Origin of the sequence: Amycolatopsis sp. WAC 01416 (genome assembly GCF_003947485.1) — a bacterium.
Classification (GTDB): domain Bacteria; phylum Actinomycetota; class Actinomycetes; order Mycobacteriales; family Pseudonocardiaceae; genus Amycolatopsis.
The window spans coordinates 353,773-369,126 of record NZ_QHHX01000003.1 but is presented as its reverse complement, the minus strand read 5'-3'; the positions used below and the strand labels follow the sequence as shown (position 1 = coordinate 369,126).

The 15,354-nt window shown below is 69.5% G+C and carries 11 protein-coding genes; 5 read left to right on the top strand and 6 right to left on the bottom strand.

What is annotated here, in order from left to right; translation table 11 throughout:
- Window positions 1–103 precede the first annotated feature (103 nt).
- Window positions 104–2,974, bottom strand: coding sequence for a S8 family serine peptidase (locus DL990_RS11600; protein WP_125798902.1), 2,871 nt, complete (start codon window positions 2,972–2,974; stop codon window positions 104–106).
- A 213-nt stretch (window positions 2,975–3,187) separates the two neighbouring features.
- Window positions 3,188–4,750, bottom strand: a complete 1,563-nt coding sequence (locus DL990_RS11595) for a deoxyguanosinetriphosphate triphosphohydrolase family protein (RefSeq protein WP_125783788.1) — start codon at window positions 4,748–4,750, stop codon at window positions 3,188–3,190.
- 41 nt (window positions 4,751–4,791) lie between these two features.
- Between DL990_RS11595 and DL990_RS11590 the strand changes: the two genes are divergently transcribed.
- Both DL990_RS11590 and DL990_RS11585 read left to right on the top strand, forming a co-directional pair.
- On the top strand, window positions 4,792–5,919 hold the full coding sequence (locus DL990_RS11590) for a lycopene cyclase family protein (RefSeq protein WP_125798651.1): 1,128 nt from the start codon (window positions 4,792–4,794) through the stop codon (window positions 5,917–5,919).
- A 72-nt stretch (window positions 5,920–5,991) separates the two neighbouring features.
- The gene (locus tag DL990_RS11585) at window positions 5,992–7,674 is read left to right on the top strand and encodes a GGDEF domain-containing protein (protein WP_125798650.1); all 1,683 of its coding nucleotides are present in this window, start codon (window positions 5,992–5,994) and stop codon (window positions 7,672–7,674) included.
- A 252-nt stretch (window positions 7,675–7,926) separates the two neighbouring features.
- On the opposite strand, the gene DL990_RS11580 is transcribed toward DL990_RS11585, so the two are convergent.
- The 3 genes from DL990_RS11580 to DL990_RS11570 are packed head-to-tail and all read right to left on the bottom strand — an operon-like array spanning window position 7,927 to window position 11,046.
- Window positions 7,927–9,087 (bottom strand): sulfotransferase, encoded by a 1,161-nt coding sequence (locus DL990_RS11580; protein WP_125798649.1) that lies wholly within the window; start codon window positions 9,085–9,087, stop codon window positions 7,927–7,929.
- Between the two features lie 10 nt (window positions 9,088–9,097).
- On the bottom strand, window positions 9,098–9,880 hold the full coding sequence (locus DL990_RS11575; RefSeq protein WP_125798648.1) for an SDR family oxidoreductase: 783 nt from the start codon (window positions 9,878–9,880) through the stop codon (window positions 9,098–9,100).
- Window positions 9,877–11,046: a DUF1214 domain-containing protein gene (locus tag DL990_RS11570; protein WP_199746308.1), complete on the bottom strand. Its 1,170-nt coding sequence runs from the start codon at window positions 11,044–11,046 to the stop codon at window positions 9,877–9,879. Before DL990_RS11570 ends, DL990_RS11575 begins: the two co-directional genes overlap by 4 nt.
- Window positions 11,047–11,133: 87 nt before the next feature.
- Between DL990_RS11570 and DL990_RS11565 the strand changes: the two genes are divergently transcribed.
- Window positions 11,134–12,009, top strand: a complete 876-nt coding sequence (locus DL990_RS11565) for a helix-turn-helix domain-containing protein (protein ID WP_125798646.1) — start codon at window positions 11,134–11,136, stop codon at window positions 12,007–12,009.
- 38 nt (window positions 12,010–12,047) lie between these two features.
- Here DL990_RS11565 and DL990_RS11560 read toward each other — a convergent pair whose 3' ends face one another.
- On the bottom strand, window positions 12,048–12,524 hold the full coding sequence (locus DL990_RS11560; RefSeq protein WP_125783773.1) for a nuclear transport factor 2 family protein: 477 nt from the start codon (window positions 12,522–12,524) through the stop codon (window positions 12,048–12,050).
- Window positions 12,525–12,601: 77 nt separating this feature from the next.
- Here DL990_RS11560 and cysD point away from each other — a divergent pair, with 77 nt between their 5' ends.
- Both cysD and cysC read left to right on the top strand, forming a co-directional pair.
- Window positions 12,602–13,510, top strand: a complete 909-nt coding sequence (cysD, locus tag DL990_RS11555) for a sulfate adenylyltransferase subunit CysD (protein WP_125798645.1) — start codon at window positions 12,602–12,604, stop codon at window positions 13,508–13,510.
- Window positions 13,510–15,336: an adenylyl-sulfate kinase gene (gene cysC, locus DL990_RS11550; protein ID WP_125798644.1), complete on the top strand. Its 1,827-nt coding sequence runs from the start codon at window positions 13,510–13,512 to the stop codon at window positions 15,334–15,336. The genes cysD and cysC overlap by 1 nt, the downstream gene beginning before the upstream one ends.
- The last annotated feature ends 18 nt before the right edge of the window (window positions 15,337–15,354 follow it).

Genomic DNA, 15,354 nt, shown 5'->3' with positions numbered 1-15,354 from the left:
AGTGTCGTCTCCAATCACGCGAGTGCGGTCTCTGATCACGCGTGAAGGCCCCCTTCCCTCGGCTGAGCCGAGGGAAGGGGCCTTCACGCGCACACCGAAAGGACTACACCGGCTTCACCGGCCCGCGCCCGACCGACTTCCCGACGCCCGCGGGCCGCTCAGCCACGGCGGGCTGTACGAAACCGTTGACGTGCAAGGAGACCGAGCGGATCGACCCGGTGTCGCCACCGACGACGTCCGCCGCGGTGAACGTCCAGGTGCCGTCGGCGGTACCGGCGGCCAGGCCGCCGAGCGCCTGCACCGGCTTGTAGGTGCCGGTGAACGGCGCGTTCGCCGAGCTCACCGAACTGAACGCGGTGGCCGCGTTGTCGGCGAAGACGACCTGGCACAGGTTGTTGCCCGAGCTGCCGCTGCGCTGGAACACGGTCGCCTTCGCACCGGAGGGCGAGGTCAGCGTGCCGACCAGGTCACCGACGTACGAGTGGTTGATGCCCACCGTCGTCGAGGTCTGGTCGGCGTTGCAGGTCGCCCCGTCCACCGAGAACGTCAGCTTCGACGCGCGCCCGACCCCGCTCACCGTGATCGGCACGGTCACGCCGGTGGGGTCGCTGTCCGGGATCGCCACCGCGGCCCCGGCGTAGGCGAAGTCCTGCGTCACCGGCGACGGGGTGCCGACCGGCAGCGAGAACGTGGACGTGGTCGGCGAGAACGAACCCGCGAAGGTCACGCGCGCGTTCAGCACCACCGGCACACCGAGTTCCTGCGTGGCGGGAACGGTGATGGTGAAGTCGTTCACGCCGGTCTGCCCGGGGCTGATCGTGCCGTACGACTTCGACCGCGGCGCCACCGTGACACCTGGGGTCGAGCTGGAGAGCACGACGCTGGTGGACGTCGCGGTGCCGTCGCCGCGGTTGGTCACCGGAACGGTCACCTTGGCGGTGTCACCCGGGTCGAGCGCGGAGCCGCCGTCGGCCGGAGTGACCGTCGGCTGTCCCGCGGACGCGAGCGGCTGCGGGCTGGCTCCGGTGTAGGCGAGCACCTTGTCGGCGAGGATGACGCCCGCGCCGCTGGAGTTGTCGCGACCCGGGGCCAGGATGTCGACCGCGGTGTTGATCAGTGCTTCGCGCACGTCGGCCGGGGGCAGGCCCGGGTTACCCGAAAGCACGAGGCCCGCGATCGCGGCGGTGCTCGCCGCGGCGGCCGACGTGCCGTAGAACGTGGTGAAGCCGGTGACGCTGGTGGAGACGCCGTCGGCCGCGGTGATGTCCGGCTTGGCGCGGACCTCACCGCCGGTCGCGGACACGTTGCCAGGGGTGATCGGCGTGCCGTCGGCCTGGAAGAAGACCCGCCGCGGACCGTCCGAAGTGAACCGTTCGACCTTCGTGGTCACGCCGAAGGCACCGGGGAACGGGCCCGCCGGGTTGGCCGGGTCGCCCGGTTCGAGGGCACGCGGGAACGCCTTGGCCGCCGGGGCCGCCGCGACGCTGAACGCGTCCCGCGCGGCCGAGTGGCCCACAGTCACACCGGGGCTGGTGTAGGCCTTGAGACCGTCGGCCGAGTCGGAGAAACGGCCGCGCAGCGCGGAAAGCGACAGATAGCGGCCTTCACCGGAGAACTTGACGATGGCCAGGCGCAGTCCGGCGACGCCGGTGGTGTCCACCCGTTCGTAGGCGTCCTGAGTGCCGCTCTGGACGTCCTGGCTGAAGTCGACGACGTTGCCGGCCGCGTTCAGCAGGTACAGGTCGTAGTCGTTGTTCGAGCGGCCCAGCGGGTCGGACCAGAACAACGTGACCGGCACCCGGCCCGACGCGTCCGAGAGCGGCTCGAAGATCTGGTTGCCCGCCGCGCCGGCGAAGTTGTGCGCGGTACCGGCGAACTTGCCGACGCCCTTGCCGGAGTCGACGAAGTCGCCTTCCCAGTGGCCCGAGGTGCCGTCGGTGACGTTGCCCTCGTTACCGGCCGAGGAGAAGTACAGCGCGCCGTCGGCGGTCACGTCGTTCACGGCCTGGGCGATGATCCAGTCCTGGAACGGCGATTCCTTGAAGTACAGGACATCGTCGACGATGACGTCGCAGCCCGCGTCGAACCGCAGTTTGCGGATGTTGTCGGCGAAACTGGCGTCGGAGTTGAACGCGCTGGCGAAACCGAGCGACGCGTTCGGCGCGAGATCGTGGATGATCTCGAGCATCGCGGTGCCCTCGTCACCGTCGCCTTCCTGACCGGGGATCACGTCGACGCCCGCCGGGAGTTCGCCGCGCGCCTGCGAGGTCGCGAGCGAGTCGATGCCGTCGGACAGCGCGCAGATCTTGGTGCCAACGCCGGTGACGCCGAACTGCTGACGCGCGGTGTCGGCGTTGTGCGCGCGGTCGCCTTCGCTGTTGACCGGTCCCGCCGCGATGCCGGGCTGTCCCTTGGCGTCGACGGCTTTCTTCAGCTCGACGGCGATCCGGGCGGCCTTCTCTTCCTTGCTCTCCCGCTTGCCCGCGATGGCGGGCTCGGCGAGCTGGCGGGCGGTGAACGCCTCGTTGGCGGTCTCGACCTTCTTGACGTCGGCGCGGCCCGCGATCACCGGGACCGCGTTCAGCGGAACCTCGGCGCGCACACTGCCGTAACGCTGCGACACCGCGCGAATCCCCGCACCGGATTCCCGCAGTCCCTTGAGGAGTTCTTCCGAGACCTGGCCTCGGATGTCCACGAGTACGGTGCCGGCCGCGGAGACATTCGCCCCAGACCCCAGTGCGGGAACCGCGGAAGCCGACATCCGCCGATCGCGGAGTTTCTGTTCGACGAGCAGTCGGCTGTCCACTTTGGACTCACCGGCGTTCTGGCTCTTCTTGATCGACTGAAGGGCTTCGATCTGCCGGACGGTGTTCTCCGAGAACACGTCCGGGGACGATCCGCTTTCCGCCGCCGCGACGGGCGGGCTCACCAGGCCCAGCGCGGTGACGAGGGCAGCGGTGCCCGCGGTCAGGATCGTTCTTCTTCTCCTACTGGAACGGGTTGGACGCACGTGCGCCTCCGATACCTAGGCGCGTGCCCCGACTCACGCTGACCGACGCCGGCGATCACCGGCACGATCAAGCTAAGTACCGAGCGTGCACCGGCGGCAGGAGCCGTTCGGGTGACGTCGGATGGGGATTTTCCGGATTCGGCCGCAGGCCGTGGGCCGTTCAGGGTAATCGAGTCGTTACAGGACGAAGGAATCCGACCAAGGCTGGGAAGCGCGGCCCGACAAGCCGTCCAAAAGGGTCACCGCCTGCTTGTCCGTCAGCGACGCCACGAAGTCGACCACCGCCCGTCCTCGTGCCAGACCGCGCACGGCGTCGGCACCGGTGACCGGTTCCCCGGTCGCTCCGACGAGCAGTTCCGGCGACGTCCGCGCCAGCGCGGAGAACTCGGACCGCGCCAGCTCCACCAAGTCGTGCAACCGTCGCGGAAGCCGATAGAACTCGTCACGGTCGAGCAGCCACGCGTCGAGGGCGTCGACCAATGTGGTCACCAGGCTCGCCTGCCCGCGCTGGTGCAGCGCCAGTTCCGGGCGCAGCAACACGAATCGCCGGTGCACGAACTTCAGCACCTGCACCTCGTGCCACTGCGCGGGCCGCAGGGTGAGATGCCCTGTCCGGGTCGAAGGCGACGCCACCACCTGCACACCGTCCACAAGCCGCGCGGTCCACTTCGAGGAGAAGGCCGCGGTGGCCTGCTCGGCCTCGATGGAACCGTCGAACCCGGTGGCGAGCAGGCCGTCGACGAGTTCGGCGCGGACGCGGGCGACCGCGCTGGTGAAGGCGTCGTCGTCGACGATCCAGCCGTCCTTGGCGTGCATCCGGCGGCGCAGCCGTTCCAGTGAACGGCCGGGCAGCCGCCGTTCGGCGGTCAAGGTCGCGTCGTCCAGCCCGGCCAGTTCCAGTGCGTGGTCGACCCAGCCGGTGAACTCGGCCGCGACCGGTGCGTGCTGCAGCACGCCGATCCGGTGGAAGTCCTGGAGGTCGTGGATGGCGTAGGCGATGTCGTCCGCGGTGTCCATCACGGACGCTTCGACGGTCTGCTGCCAGGGTTCGATCCGGCCGTCGAACGGGGCTCGCGCCTGGGTGAAGTCGTCGAGTTCGGTGCTGTAGGCGGAGAACTTGCTCGCGCCGGTGCCGGGGGCGTCGGCCGGTTCCGCCGCGCCGCGCGGCTGGACGGCCATCGAGGTCGGATGCGGATCGGGCACGTGCAACCGCGCCCACGGGTACTTCAGCACCGCGGCACGCACCGCCGTGGTGAGGTCGAGCCCGGAGGCCGACGGGCCGCGCACGTCGGTGGTGGTGATGATCCGGAACGACTGCGCGTTGCCTTCGAAACCGTCGGCGAGGCCGAACCGGTGCCGCGCGATCCGGTCCAGGGTCTGCTCGCCGAGGTGCCCGAACGGCGGATGCCCCAGATCGTGCGCGAGCGAGGCGGCCTCGGCGACGTCCGGATCGCAGCCGCCCAGTTTCGCGGCGAGTTCGGCGGAATCGCTGCTCGCGTTGATCCGCTCGGCGATGGCGCGCGCGACCTGCGCGACCTTGAGACTGTGCGTGAGCCGGTTGTGCAGCAACCCGGCGCCCCCGGCGCTGACGACCTGTGTCACGCCGCCGAGCCGGGCGAAGAACGGCGAAGCGGCGATCCGGTCCCGGTCGATCCGGAACGGGCTCGTGGCGAGATCGCTGAACCCGGCGTTCGCGCTCTCCGGATCGCGCCGCCATGCCCTCGGGTCCGTCTGTTCCATGCGTCACACCGTATCCGTCGCGGCTTTGGGACACTGCCCAGGTGGCGGACGTGGTGATCGCGGGCGGCGGCCCGGCCGGGCGGGCGCTCGCGCGTGCCTGTGCCCGGCGTGGCCTGGAGACGACCCTGATCGACCCGGCGCCGGGCAGGCGCTGGCGGGCGACCTACGGGCTGTGGGCCGACGAGCTGCCCGCCCTGCCCGAGAGCGCCGTCGCCTGCGCGCCTTCGACCACACTGGCCTTCGGAACCGGGCCGCACGTGCTCGATCGGCAGTACCTGGTGCTGGACAACGCCGGCCTGCGCACGTGGCTGGACGGCGGCTACGACGTCGTCACCGGGACGGTGTCCGGCGTGGACCACGGCGGGCAGGGTTCGTCGGTGCGTCTTGAGGACGGACGCGCCCTCGCGACGGGTCTCTATGTCGACGCCTCCGGTGCCCGGCCGCGTGGCGACCGGTACGAACAGACTGCGTTCGGCGCCGTCCTCCCCGCCGAGGACGCGCTGCGGCTGGTCGACGGCCCGGACACCGCCGTGTTCATGGACTGGCGGAAGACCGAGTCCGGGTTCCTGTATGTGCTGCCGCTCGGCGACGGCACCGTCCTGATCGAGGAGACCTCGCTGGCCCGCAAACCCGGTCTGCCGCTGGAAGTCCTGGCGGCGCGGCTGCGCGCGCGGCTCAGGGCCGTCGGGCTGACGTCACGCGGGCGCGAGGAACGCGTGCGGATCGTGCTCGACGTGCCGGTGCCCCGGCGTGGCCGGACGGTGCCGTTCGGCGCCGTCGCCGGGCTGGTGCATCCGGCGACCGGGTACAGCGTCGCGACGTCGATCCGGCTCGCGGAACCGGTGGCCGACGCCGTCGCCCTGGCCTGGGACCGAGGGCCGGCCGCGGCCGCGTCGGCCGCTCACCGGGCGCTGTGGCCGTCCTCGGCGCGCACCGTGCACGGGCTTCGGCGACACGGGCTGCGCGCGCTGTGCGGGATGCCGCCCGGAACGGTCCCGGTGTTCTTCGATCTGTTCTTCACGCTGCCCACCCCGCTCCAACGGGCTTTCACCAGCGGCCGCGAAGACGTTCCGGGTACCGTCGAAGCGATGTCGGCGCTTTTCCGATTGTCACCATGGCAAGTAAGAAAACACCTGATCGGGTGGCGTGCGTTACGCCGTTCTAGGTAACCCAGGTGCCTTCACGATGAACATCAGTTGACACGTATTCAGTTTCCTGCCGCCACCCGCGAATATGCGTTTGTGACGTTGCAGATCGCTGTCCGCTTCGCTTACCAGCCGTTGTACAGCCTGCACACCGGTGGCGTCGTCGCGTTCGAGGCCTTGGCACGGCCGGGCCGCGGCACCGCCCGCGAACTGCTCGCCGACGCCCGGCGCAGCGGCAGGCTGGCCGAGGTCGACGTCGGGCTGGCCGCCGAGGCCGTCCGGCAGCTGCGCGAGCCGCAGGCCGCCCTCCCCCTGCACCTGAACCTGTCCGCACGCACGGTGGCGGCACCGCCCGCCCACTTCGACCCGCTGACCGAGGCGCTCGGCCTGGCGGGCCGCCGGACCAGGGACGTCGTGCTGGAGATCGGGCCGCCGTTCACGCAGATCCCCGCCGACCTGCTGCTCACCGGTATGCGACGGCTCACCGACCTCGGGTTCCGGCTCGCGCTCGACGGCCTCGGCCGCGTCGACCTCCCGCTCACGCTGCTCGCTTCGGCGCCCGTCGACCTGGTGAAACTGGACCGCAGTGTGCTGCGCGGCCTGCCGCACGACCCGGCCGCCGTCGCGGTGGTCGAAGCGGTGCTGCATTTCGCGTCACGCACCGACAACCGCCTGGTCGCGACCGGGCTCGAGACCACCGAGCAGCTGGAGTCCGCCCGGCGGCTCGGCGTGCGCATCGCGCAGGGCAACCTGCTCGCCCCGCCGGACGGCGACCACGCACCGCTGCCCGCGCCGGACGCGCCCGGCCCGTTCGTCCCCGGCACCGCCCGCGCCCGCCGCGTCGGCGACTTCCTCCGGCCCGCGACCACGCTGCCGGAAAACGCGACCTGCGACGACGTGCGCGAGGTACTGGCCGCCGCCGACGGGCCGAGCGGCATCGTCGGCATCGACGACCGGCACCGTCCACAGTGGTCGATCGACCGGACGCGGTTCCTGGTCGCGGTCACCGGGTTGTACGGCCACGCCCTGCACGCCAAACGGCCGGCGTCGCGGCTCGCCGACCGGCCGCACACGATCCACGCCGACGCGAGCGCGCTCGAGTTCCTCGAACTGGTCACCGACGCGGACTGGGGCCGGACCGGCGACGACGTCGTGGTGGTCGACGACCGCGGCCGGTGTGTCGGCGTGGTGCTGGTGAACGAGGTCGTCCGCGGGGTCGCGGAGGCGAAGGTCGAGGAGGCGGTCTCGTTGAGCCCGCTGACCCGGCTGCCCGGCAGCGACGCCGTCGCCAGGGACGTCGACCGCCGGATCAACGCGCGGGAGCCGTTCGTCGCGGCTTGGCTGGACGTCGACTCGTTCAAGACGGTCAACGACACGGCCGGGTTCGCCGCGGGCGACGACCTGATCCGCACACTCGGCCGGACACTCACAGACCTCGAGGCCCGGCTGCGCCGGATGCGCGTCAGCCACGTCGGCGGGGACGATTTCCTGATCGCCTGCGACGTCGACGAGATCGGCACGGTGGCCGCGGCGCTGCTGGACACGCCGTGGTCGGCCGACGGGCTGCCGGTGACGGTTTCCCTGGCGACCCTGGTGTGCGGGAACGGCGCGATCGGGTCCTACAAGGACGCTTCCCGGCTACTGGCGCCGCTGAAGAAGCAGGCCAAGGAGGTCCCCGGGTCGAGCTGGGTGCTCGGGCGGCCGGGTTCGGACCGCGTCGAGGTGCTGCGCGGGATCACGACACGCGGCCTCCCCGCTCAACGCGCCGCCGGCTTCTGACCCCGGCGCAATTCGTCATCTACTTGCGATGGTCCCCGCGCGGGGACTAGCGCAAGTAGATGACGAATTGCGGGAGTTTCGGGCGGTGCGGCGCCTGACGAGCTTAGGCCTCGGAGCCGTGAGCGTAACTTTCGGTTGCCCGGCGAGACGGCCGATGTCCCCAATGTGGCATTGGGGACACTGAGCGTCTCCAATGCCACATTGGGGGCCTCAGACGACACGCGACTCACCCCGCACGCCATTGCGCCGGGGTCAGAGGTCGTAAGCGGCGCGGTAGGCCGAGAAGCGTTCGTCGACCTCGCCGGCGGTGAGCCCGAAGTCCGCGAGGTCATACCGGTGCACGGGTTTCCTTTCCCCGGAACGGCTTTCGGCGTGCACCACGGTCATCGCGTCCCGGGCGGCCTCGCTCAGCGGGAGCCCGAAATGCCGGTAGACGCCCTCGACCGTACCGATCGGGTCGGCGACGAAATCCTCGTACCGGACATCGCAGAACTGCGCCGGATCGTGCCGTTTCCTTGCCTCCAGTGACTTCTCCGCACCGCGCGCCCACAGATCCAGCTGGCTGCGGCCGATCACGTCACCGCGGAAGACGTCGGACCAGCCCGCCGACGCCTGCTCGTTCAAACTGCACACCGACGCGACGATCGTGCTCGGCGCGCGATGGGTCTGCACGATCAGCGCGTCCGGGTACACCTCCAGTAGCGCGTCGAGCGCGAAGAGGTGGCTCGGGTTCTTGAGCACCCAGCGGCGCCCGGCGTCCGGCAGACCGATCAGCTGCAGGTTGCGCCGATGCCTGAGATAGGCGTCGGTCCAGCTCTGCCCGTCCAGCCACCGCGAGTACGACGGCACGTGCGCGAGACATTCGTAGGACACCGATTTCAGGGACTGCCGCAGGAGCTGCCAACATTCCTCGACCTGACCGGCGGACATGTGGTGCAGGCCCATGAACTCGGGATGTTCGACGTGGTGTTTCTCGTATCCCGCCTGGATCCCTTGGTAGACCGGGTTCTCCGCCCACGTCTCGCGCGGCGGCCGCGGTTGCGGCACCTCGGTCAGCCAGACCTCCAGCCCTTGGTGCGCGGGATCCTCGGTGAGCAGCCGGTGCAGCGCCGTGGTCCCGGTCCGCGGCAGACCGGTGACGAAGATGGGCCGCTCGACGGGAACGTCGGCGTACTCCTGATTCTGCTTCCAGGAAGCCTCGCTCAACGACCTCGCCACCAGGGCCCCGCGCAGGAACGCGCGATGGACCTTGTTGCCGTACCGGGTCAGACCTGCCTCGCCCGCGTACGAATCCAGCAGCACGCGGAGACCTTCGAGGTGGTCTTCGCCGCCGAAGTCGCAGAGCCCGGTGAGTTTTGCCGCCGACGCGTGCAGATCGTCCACGGTGCCGACGTTTTCCCGCCCTGGCAGCATGTTCTCCCCTTCAGTGATGGTATTCGCCGGCGTTGACGTCGAGGCACTGACCGGTGACGCACCGGGCGAGCGACGAGGCAAGGAACACGACGGTGTCGGCGATCTCGTCCGGCTCCGGGAGGCGGCGCAGGTCGATCGTCTCCGCCGTTTCGGCGTACACCTGCTCCGGCGGAACCCCGCGTTCCTTGGCCAGGTAGGCGAAATACCACTTCAGTGAATCCGCCCAGATGTATCCGGGTGCCACGGAATTGACCCGGATCCCGCGCGGCCCGAGTTCCGAGGCGAGGCTCTGCGCGAGCGCGAGGAGGCTCGCTTTCGCCATCTTGTACGCGCCGAACGTCCGCCGGGAATGCCGCAGCACGGCCGAATTGATCATCACCACCGAACCGCCGCTCTCCGCGAGCGACGGCGTGAACAGCCGTGTGAGCCGAAGCGCGGCGAGCACGTTGGTCTCGAAGCCCGCCCGTACGTCGGCGAGGTCGACGTCGGCGAGATCCATGATCGGCGGGATGGCGAAAGCGTTGTTCACCAAGGCGTCCACTCGGCCGAACGCCTTCAGCGCGGCCTCGCAGAGGTTCGTCGCCGAAGCGTCGTCGGTGATGTCGGTGGGCACGGTGACCGCGCGGCGGCCGAGCGCGTCGACCTCCTTGGCGACCTCGGCGAGCCGGGATTCGGTGCGGGCGGCGAGGACGACGTCAGCGCCCGCCGCGGCACAGCGCACGGCGACCGACCTGCCGAGCCCCGGGCCGACCCCGGAGACCACGATCACCTTGTCCTGCAAGAGATCCGTCATCCCAGCATCCTCGCCGCGACAGCCTTCTGACGGGCCGAGATCCGATCCGCCCATTCCCGCGGCGTCACGCGCGCCTCGTCGTGGAACGGCAGCCGGTCGGCGAGTTCGCCGAACTTCACGACCTCGACCTCGGGACCGTCGGCTTTGTCCAGCGCGCGGGACAGGCGCTGCCAGCGGATCTGGACGTATCCGCGGTCGTGCCCGGTGCGTTCGAGCCAGTTCGCCAGTCCGGGGTCCCGTTCGCTGATCACGAAGCGGATCTTGCCGTCCGGATCGACCCGCGCCTGGTCGGCGGTGAGGCTCGTCTGATGGTTTATGTAGTCCAGCGAGAGATACCAGACGCTGCCGAGCTGGATGCCCTGATAAGGCGCGTCGGACCGCGGCACCGTGACGATCATGACCTCTTCGTCGCCGAGTTCGTAGTGCCCGGCCGAGGAGTACTGGGTGGTCAGGCCGCCCGGCGTGGGCCGCGGCTCGGTCATCGTGTTCACCGGGAGGTTCAGGTAGAACCACTTCGGGAAGGCGAGGAAGGTGCGCAGCCTGCTCAGCAGGATCTTGCCGGTGACGCCGTAGCGTTTGGCCAGCCCGTCGCGGGTGAGCGGCGGGGGTGCGCCGCCCGCGGTGTCCGCGCACTGGATCTGGATCGTGCCGCGGCGTTCGGTGGCCCAGTCGCTGTAGACCTCGCGCACCACGAGCATCGACGAACCAGCGCCGAGGACGAAGTAGTTGGGTCCCGGGTCGGGTTTCGCCGGTCCGAAGCGGAGTTCGAACGAGCCGTCCTCGGCGATCTCGATCTCTCGGTCGTCGAAGGCGGCGAGGCTGTCGGGCACCTCGACGGGCGAGTAGTCGCCGTTGAGGACCTGGAAACTGACGTCGGCCGTGCTCCCCCGCGTCCCGGTGACGACGTACTCGCGGTCCTCGCGGATGTTCGCGTTGAAGTACAGCGTGTCCGGATTGTCGAGGCCCATCTTCGTGTACGGCCCGGTGGACTGGGTGAAGAACGGATAGTCCCGTTCGTAGGCCCACGCCATCTGCAAGGACGCGCGGATGCTGCCGGCGAGGTAGTCGTACCCCTCGACCAGATCCTGTTCGGTCCGGATGTGCGGCGCCTCCGCGATGACCTTCTCGGCTTCGACGATCGCGTCCGCGAACGGTTGAGTGAGCACCGGCGACTCCTCATACTGGTACAAATACGTACCGACTTGGTACGTTCTTCGCGACATCAGACTAGAACGCGTTCTAAGGATGGGTCAATGGCCCGACGCTCACCGCCCACCGAGCGGGTCGTTCGGCTGCTCGACTTCTTCGCCGCGCACCCCGGCCGCCGCTTCGGCCTTTCGGAACTCGCGCGCGAGCTGGACCTCGCCAAACCGACCTGCCTCGGCATCGTGACCGAGCTGACGGCAGGCGGCTACCTGGTCCGGGACCCTCAGCCGGTCACGTACCGGCTGGGGTCCGCCATGGTCGCCGCGGGCCGCGTCGCGAGCGAGGGCTTCGGCGCGAGCGAGGTCGCGCGCCGTCATCTCGAGGAGCTGAGCAGGCGATACGGCGCCACGTGCACGGCGTCGGCCGTGGTCGGCGACCGGATCCTCATGCTGCAGAGCACCGGGCCCGGCCGGGTGAAACTGGGCGAGACCTATCCGTTCGCGCCGCCGGTCGGCCTGATGTACGTGCTGTGGGACTCCGACGCGGCGTTCGACGCGTGGCTCGCCAAACCCCCGGCGATGCCGGTACGGCTGGACGAAGCACATCTTCGCCGCGTCGTCGCCGAATGCCGCGAGCACGGTTACCTGGTGGAGAGCCTGACCACCGCGGGCCGTCGGCTCTACGCGCTGATGGCCGGCGTCGGCGCGGAGGAGCTGCCGCCGGAAGTGCGGGACCTGGTGGGAGAACTCGTGTCGAGCCTCGGCGAGCGCGTCTACCTCGGCGCCGATCTGGAGCCACGCCGCAAACACGCGGTGAGCCTGCTCGCCGCGCCGACATTCGACGCTTCGGGACGGCAGGAGCTGGTGCTCACGATGTCGGTCGGCGAGCCGATCACCGGTGCCGAGATCGCGCGCCGGGGCGCGGCGCTGGTCGCCGCCGCCGACGCCGTCACCACCGAATCGGGCGGCCTGCCCCGCAACTAGTCACCTACTTGCGGGGGTCGACGCCCGCAAGTAGGTGACTAATCGCGGGGGTCGGACCAGCGGTTCGCGGTCAGTTTGAGACTTGGCACGTCGTCCATCGACATCATCGTCTCGTACAGCCGGTCGTACTGGGTCGAAGCGGTCAGCCACGCGCCGTCCACCCGCCGGTAGGTGTCCTCGTAGTACGCCGCGCCCTCGATCACCACCCGGTGCTCGGGCACGATCACCTTGTCCCGCATCAGCCAGGTGCCCGTCGCGGTGTCCCCGTCGACGTCGATCTCCGGCTGCCCGGCGAAGTGCACCGTGGTGATACCGGGCCCGACGGCGTTCCGGAAGAACTCGATGACCGCGTCGCGTCCTTCGAAGGTCAGCGGTTTGCCGTAGGACGGCGTGCCGTACCGCGCGTGCGCGTCGACGGTCAGGGTCTCGGCCATCTCGTCCCACAGCTTGAGGTCGAGGCACCGGAGGTAACGGGCTTTGAGGCGTCGGATCTCTTCGAGTGCGACCAGGTCCATGCCGACAGCGTCCTCCTCCCCTTGACCAAGCACAAGAACTTGTTCTACTTTCCTGATCTCGAACCACGGAGGTCACGATGGGGTCCCCGGCATACGAGCTCACCCATCTCGAAGCATTGGAAGCCGAAGCCGTGCACATCTTCCGCGAGGTCGCGGCGACCTTCGAACGGCCGGTGCTGCTGTTCTCCGGCGGCAAGGACTCGATGGTGATGCTCCACGTGGCGGCCAAGGCGTTCTGGCCGTCACCACCGCCGTTCCCGGTGATGCACGTCGACACCGGGCACAACTTCGACGAGGTCATCGCATTCCGGGACCGCACGGTCGACACCTACGGGCTCCGGCTCGTCGTCACCAGTGTCCAGGACGACATCGACGCGGGCAGGGTCGTCGAAGATCCGAAGGCGGGCCGCAACCGCCTCCAGACCGCGGCCTTGCTGCGGGGAATCCGCGAGCGTTCCTTCGACGCCGTGTTCGGCGGAGCGCGGCGTGACGAAGAGAAAGCCCGCGCGAAGGAACGGGTGTTCAGCTTCCGCGACGAGTTCGGCCAATGGGATCCGCGCAATCAGCGGCCGGAACTCTGGAATCTCTACAACGGCAGGCACCGCAAGGGCGAGCACATCCGCGTCTTCCCGCTGTCGAACTGGACCGAACTCGACATCTGGCAGTACATCGAGGCCGAGGGCGTCGACCTGCCGTCGATCTACTATTCGCACCGGCGCCCGGTCGTCCAGCGGGACGGCATGCTGCTCGCACACACCCGCTTCCTCACCTTGGGCGAAGGCGAAACCCCTTACGAGGCAACGGTTCGCTTCCGGACAGTCGGAGACGCGACCTGCACCGGCTGCGTCGAGTCGACGGCGACGTCACCGGGCGAAGTGGTCGCCGAGGTCGCCGTCAGCAGGCTCACCGAACGCGGCGCCACCCGCGCCGACGACCGGATCTCCGAGGCGGGCATGGAAGACCGGAAGAAGGAAGGCTACTTCTGATGGGTGCTTCATTGGTCCGCCTCGCGACCGCGGGCAGCGTCGACGACGGGAAGTCGACGCTCATCGGCCGCCTGCTGTTCGATTCGAAGACGGTGTTCACCGACCAGCTCGAAGCCATCGAACGCACCAGCCGCGACCGCGGCGAGGCGTATCCGAACCTCGCTCTGCTGACCGACGGCCTGCGCGCCGAACGCGAACAAGGCATCACCATCGACGTCGCCCACCGGTATTTCGCCACCCCCGAACGGAAGTTCATCATCGCCGACACGCCGGGGCACGTGCAGTACACCCGGAACATGGTCACCGGGGCATCCACGGCTGATCTCGCGCTGATCCTGATCGACGCCCGCAAAGGTGTGCTCGAACAGTCGCGGCGGCACGCCTTCCTGGCGACTCTGCTGGGCATCCCGCATCTGGTGGTGTGCGTCAACAAGATGGACTTGGTCGACTGGTCACAGGAGCGCTTCGAGGAGATCCGTGAGGACTTCCGCCGCTTCGCCATGAAACTCCAGGTTCCCGACCTGACCTTCGTGCCGATGTCGGCGCTGCACGGCGACAACGTCGTGCACCGCGGCGCCGGGATGCCTTGGTACGAAGGGACTTCCCTGCTGCACCACCTCGAACAGGTGCATGTGGCCTCGGATCGCAATCTCATCGACGCGCGATTCCCGGTGCAGTACGTGATCCGGGAGCACAGCCGTGACTTCCGCGGCTACGCGGGCACCGTCGCGGGCGGGGTGTTCAAACCCGGTGACGAGGTCGCCGTGCTGCCGTCCGGCTTCACCACGACGGTGCGCGCGATCTGGGGGCCGGGCGGCACCACGGTCACCGAGGCCTTCGCCTCGCAGGCCGTCACGATCGAACTCGCCGACGACCTCGACCTCGGCCGCGGCGACCTGATCTGCCGCCCCGGCAACCGTCCGCACACCGGCCGGGACGTCGACGCGATGGTGTGCTGGTTCTCCGAACAAGGCTCGCTGACGCCCGGCTCGAACTACCTCGTGCGGCACACCACGCGGGAGACCAAGGCCGAGATCCGCGACCTCGACTACCGGCTCGACGTGACCACCCTGCACCGTGATGAGGCCGCGAACTCGTTGTCCCTCAACGAGATCGGCCGGATCCGGCTCCGCACGCGGCAACCGCTGCTGTTCGATTCCTACCGCCGCAACCGCTCCACCGGAGGTTTCCTCCTCGTCGACGAGCATTCCGGGGCGACGGTCGCCGCGGGCATGATCACCGGGCCGAGCGTGACGGTGTCGAACGTCGTCTGGCACACCGCCGCGGTCACCAGGGCGGAACGCGCGACGCGCGGGCTCACCGTCTGGCTCACCGGGCTTTCCGCGTCCGGGAAGTCGAGTGTGGCCGTGGAACTGGAGCGGCGGCTGGTCGCGTCCGGGAGGCCCGCGTACCTGCTGGACGGCGACAATCTCCGGCACGGGCTGAACGGGAACCTCGGCTTCAGCCCCGCCGATCGCGCCGAGAACGTCCGCCGCGTCGCCGAGGTCGCGAAGCTGTTCGCCGACGCCGGTGTGGTGTCGGTGGTCTCCCTGATCAGCCCGTACCGGACCGACCGCGAACTCGCCCGCGCCGCGCACGAGGCGGCCGGGCTGCCGTTCCTGGAAGTCTTCGTCGACACCCCGCTCGAGGTCTGCGAAGACCGCGATCCCAAGGGGATGTACGCGAAGGCGAGGGCCGGCGAGATCAGCGGGTTCACCGGGGTGGACGCTCCCTACGAGCGGCCGGAGAACGCGGATCTGGTGCTGCGCCCGGAAAACGGGGATCCCACCGCGATGGCCGCGCTGATCCTCGCCGCCCTGGAGTAGTCCTAAGCCCTTTCCGCA

Coding starts and splice junctions, on each gene's coding strand:
- DL990_RS11565 (WP_125798646.1), top strand. CDS start 11,134: ATGGCCCGACGCTCACCGCCCACCGAGCGGGTCGTTCGGCTGCTCGAC.
- DL990_RS11580 (WP_125798649.1), bottom strand. CDS start 9,087: ATGCTGCCAGGGCGGGAAAACGTCGGCACCGTGGACGATCTGCACGCG.
- DL990_RS11575 (WP_125798648.1), bottom strand. CDS start 9,880: ATGACGGATCTCTTGCAGGACAAGGTGATCGTGGTCTCCGGGGTCGGC.
- cysC (WP_125798644.1), top strand. CDS start 13,510: ATGGGTGCTTCATTGGTCCGCCTCGCGACCGCGGGCAGCGTCGACGAC.
- DL990_RS11560 (WP_125783773.1), bottom strand. CDS start 12,524: ATGGACCTGGTCGCACTCGAAGAGATCCGACGCCTCAAAGCCCGTTAC.
- cysD (WP_125798645.1), top strand. CDS start 12,602: ATGGGGTCCCCGGCATACGAGCTCACCCATCTCGAAGCATTGGAAGCC.
- DL990_RS11595 (WP_125783788.1), bottom strand. CDS start 4,750: ATGGAACAGACGGACCCGAGGGCATGGCGGCGCGATCCGGAGAGCGCG.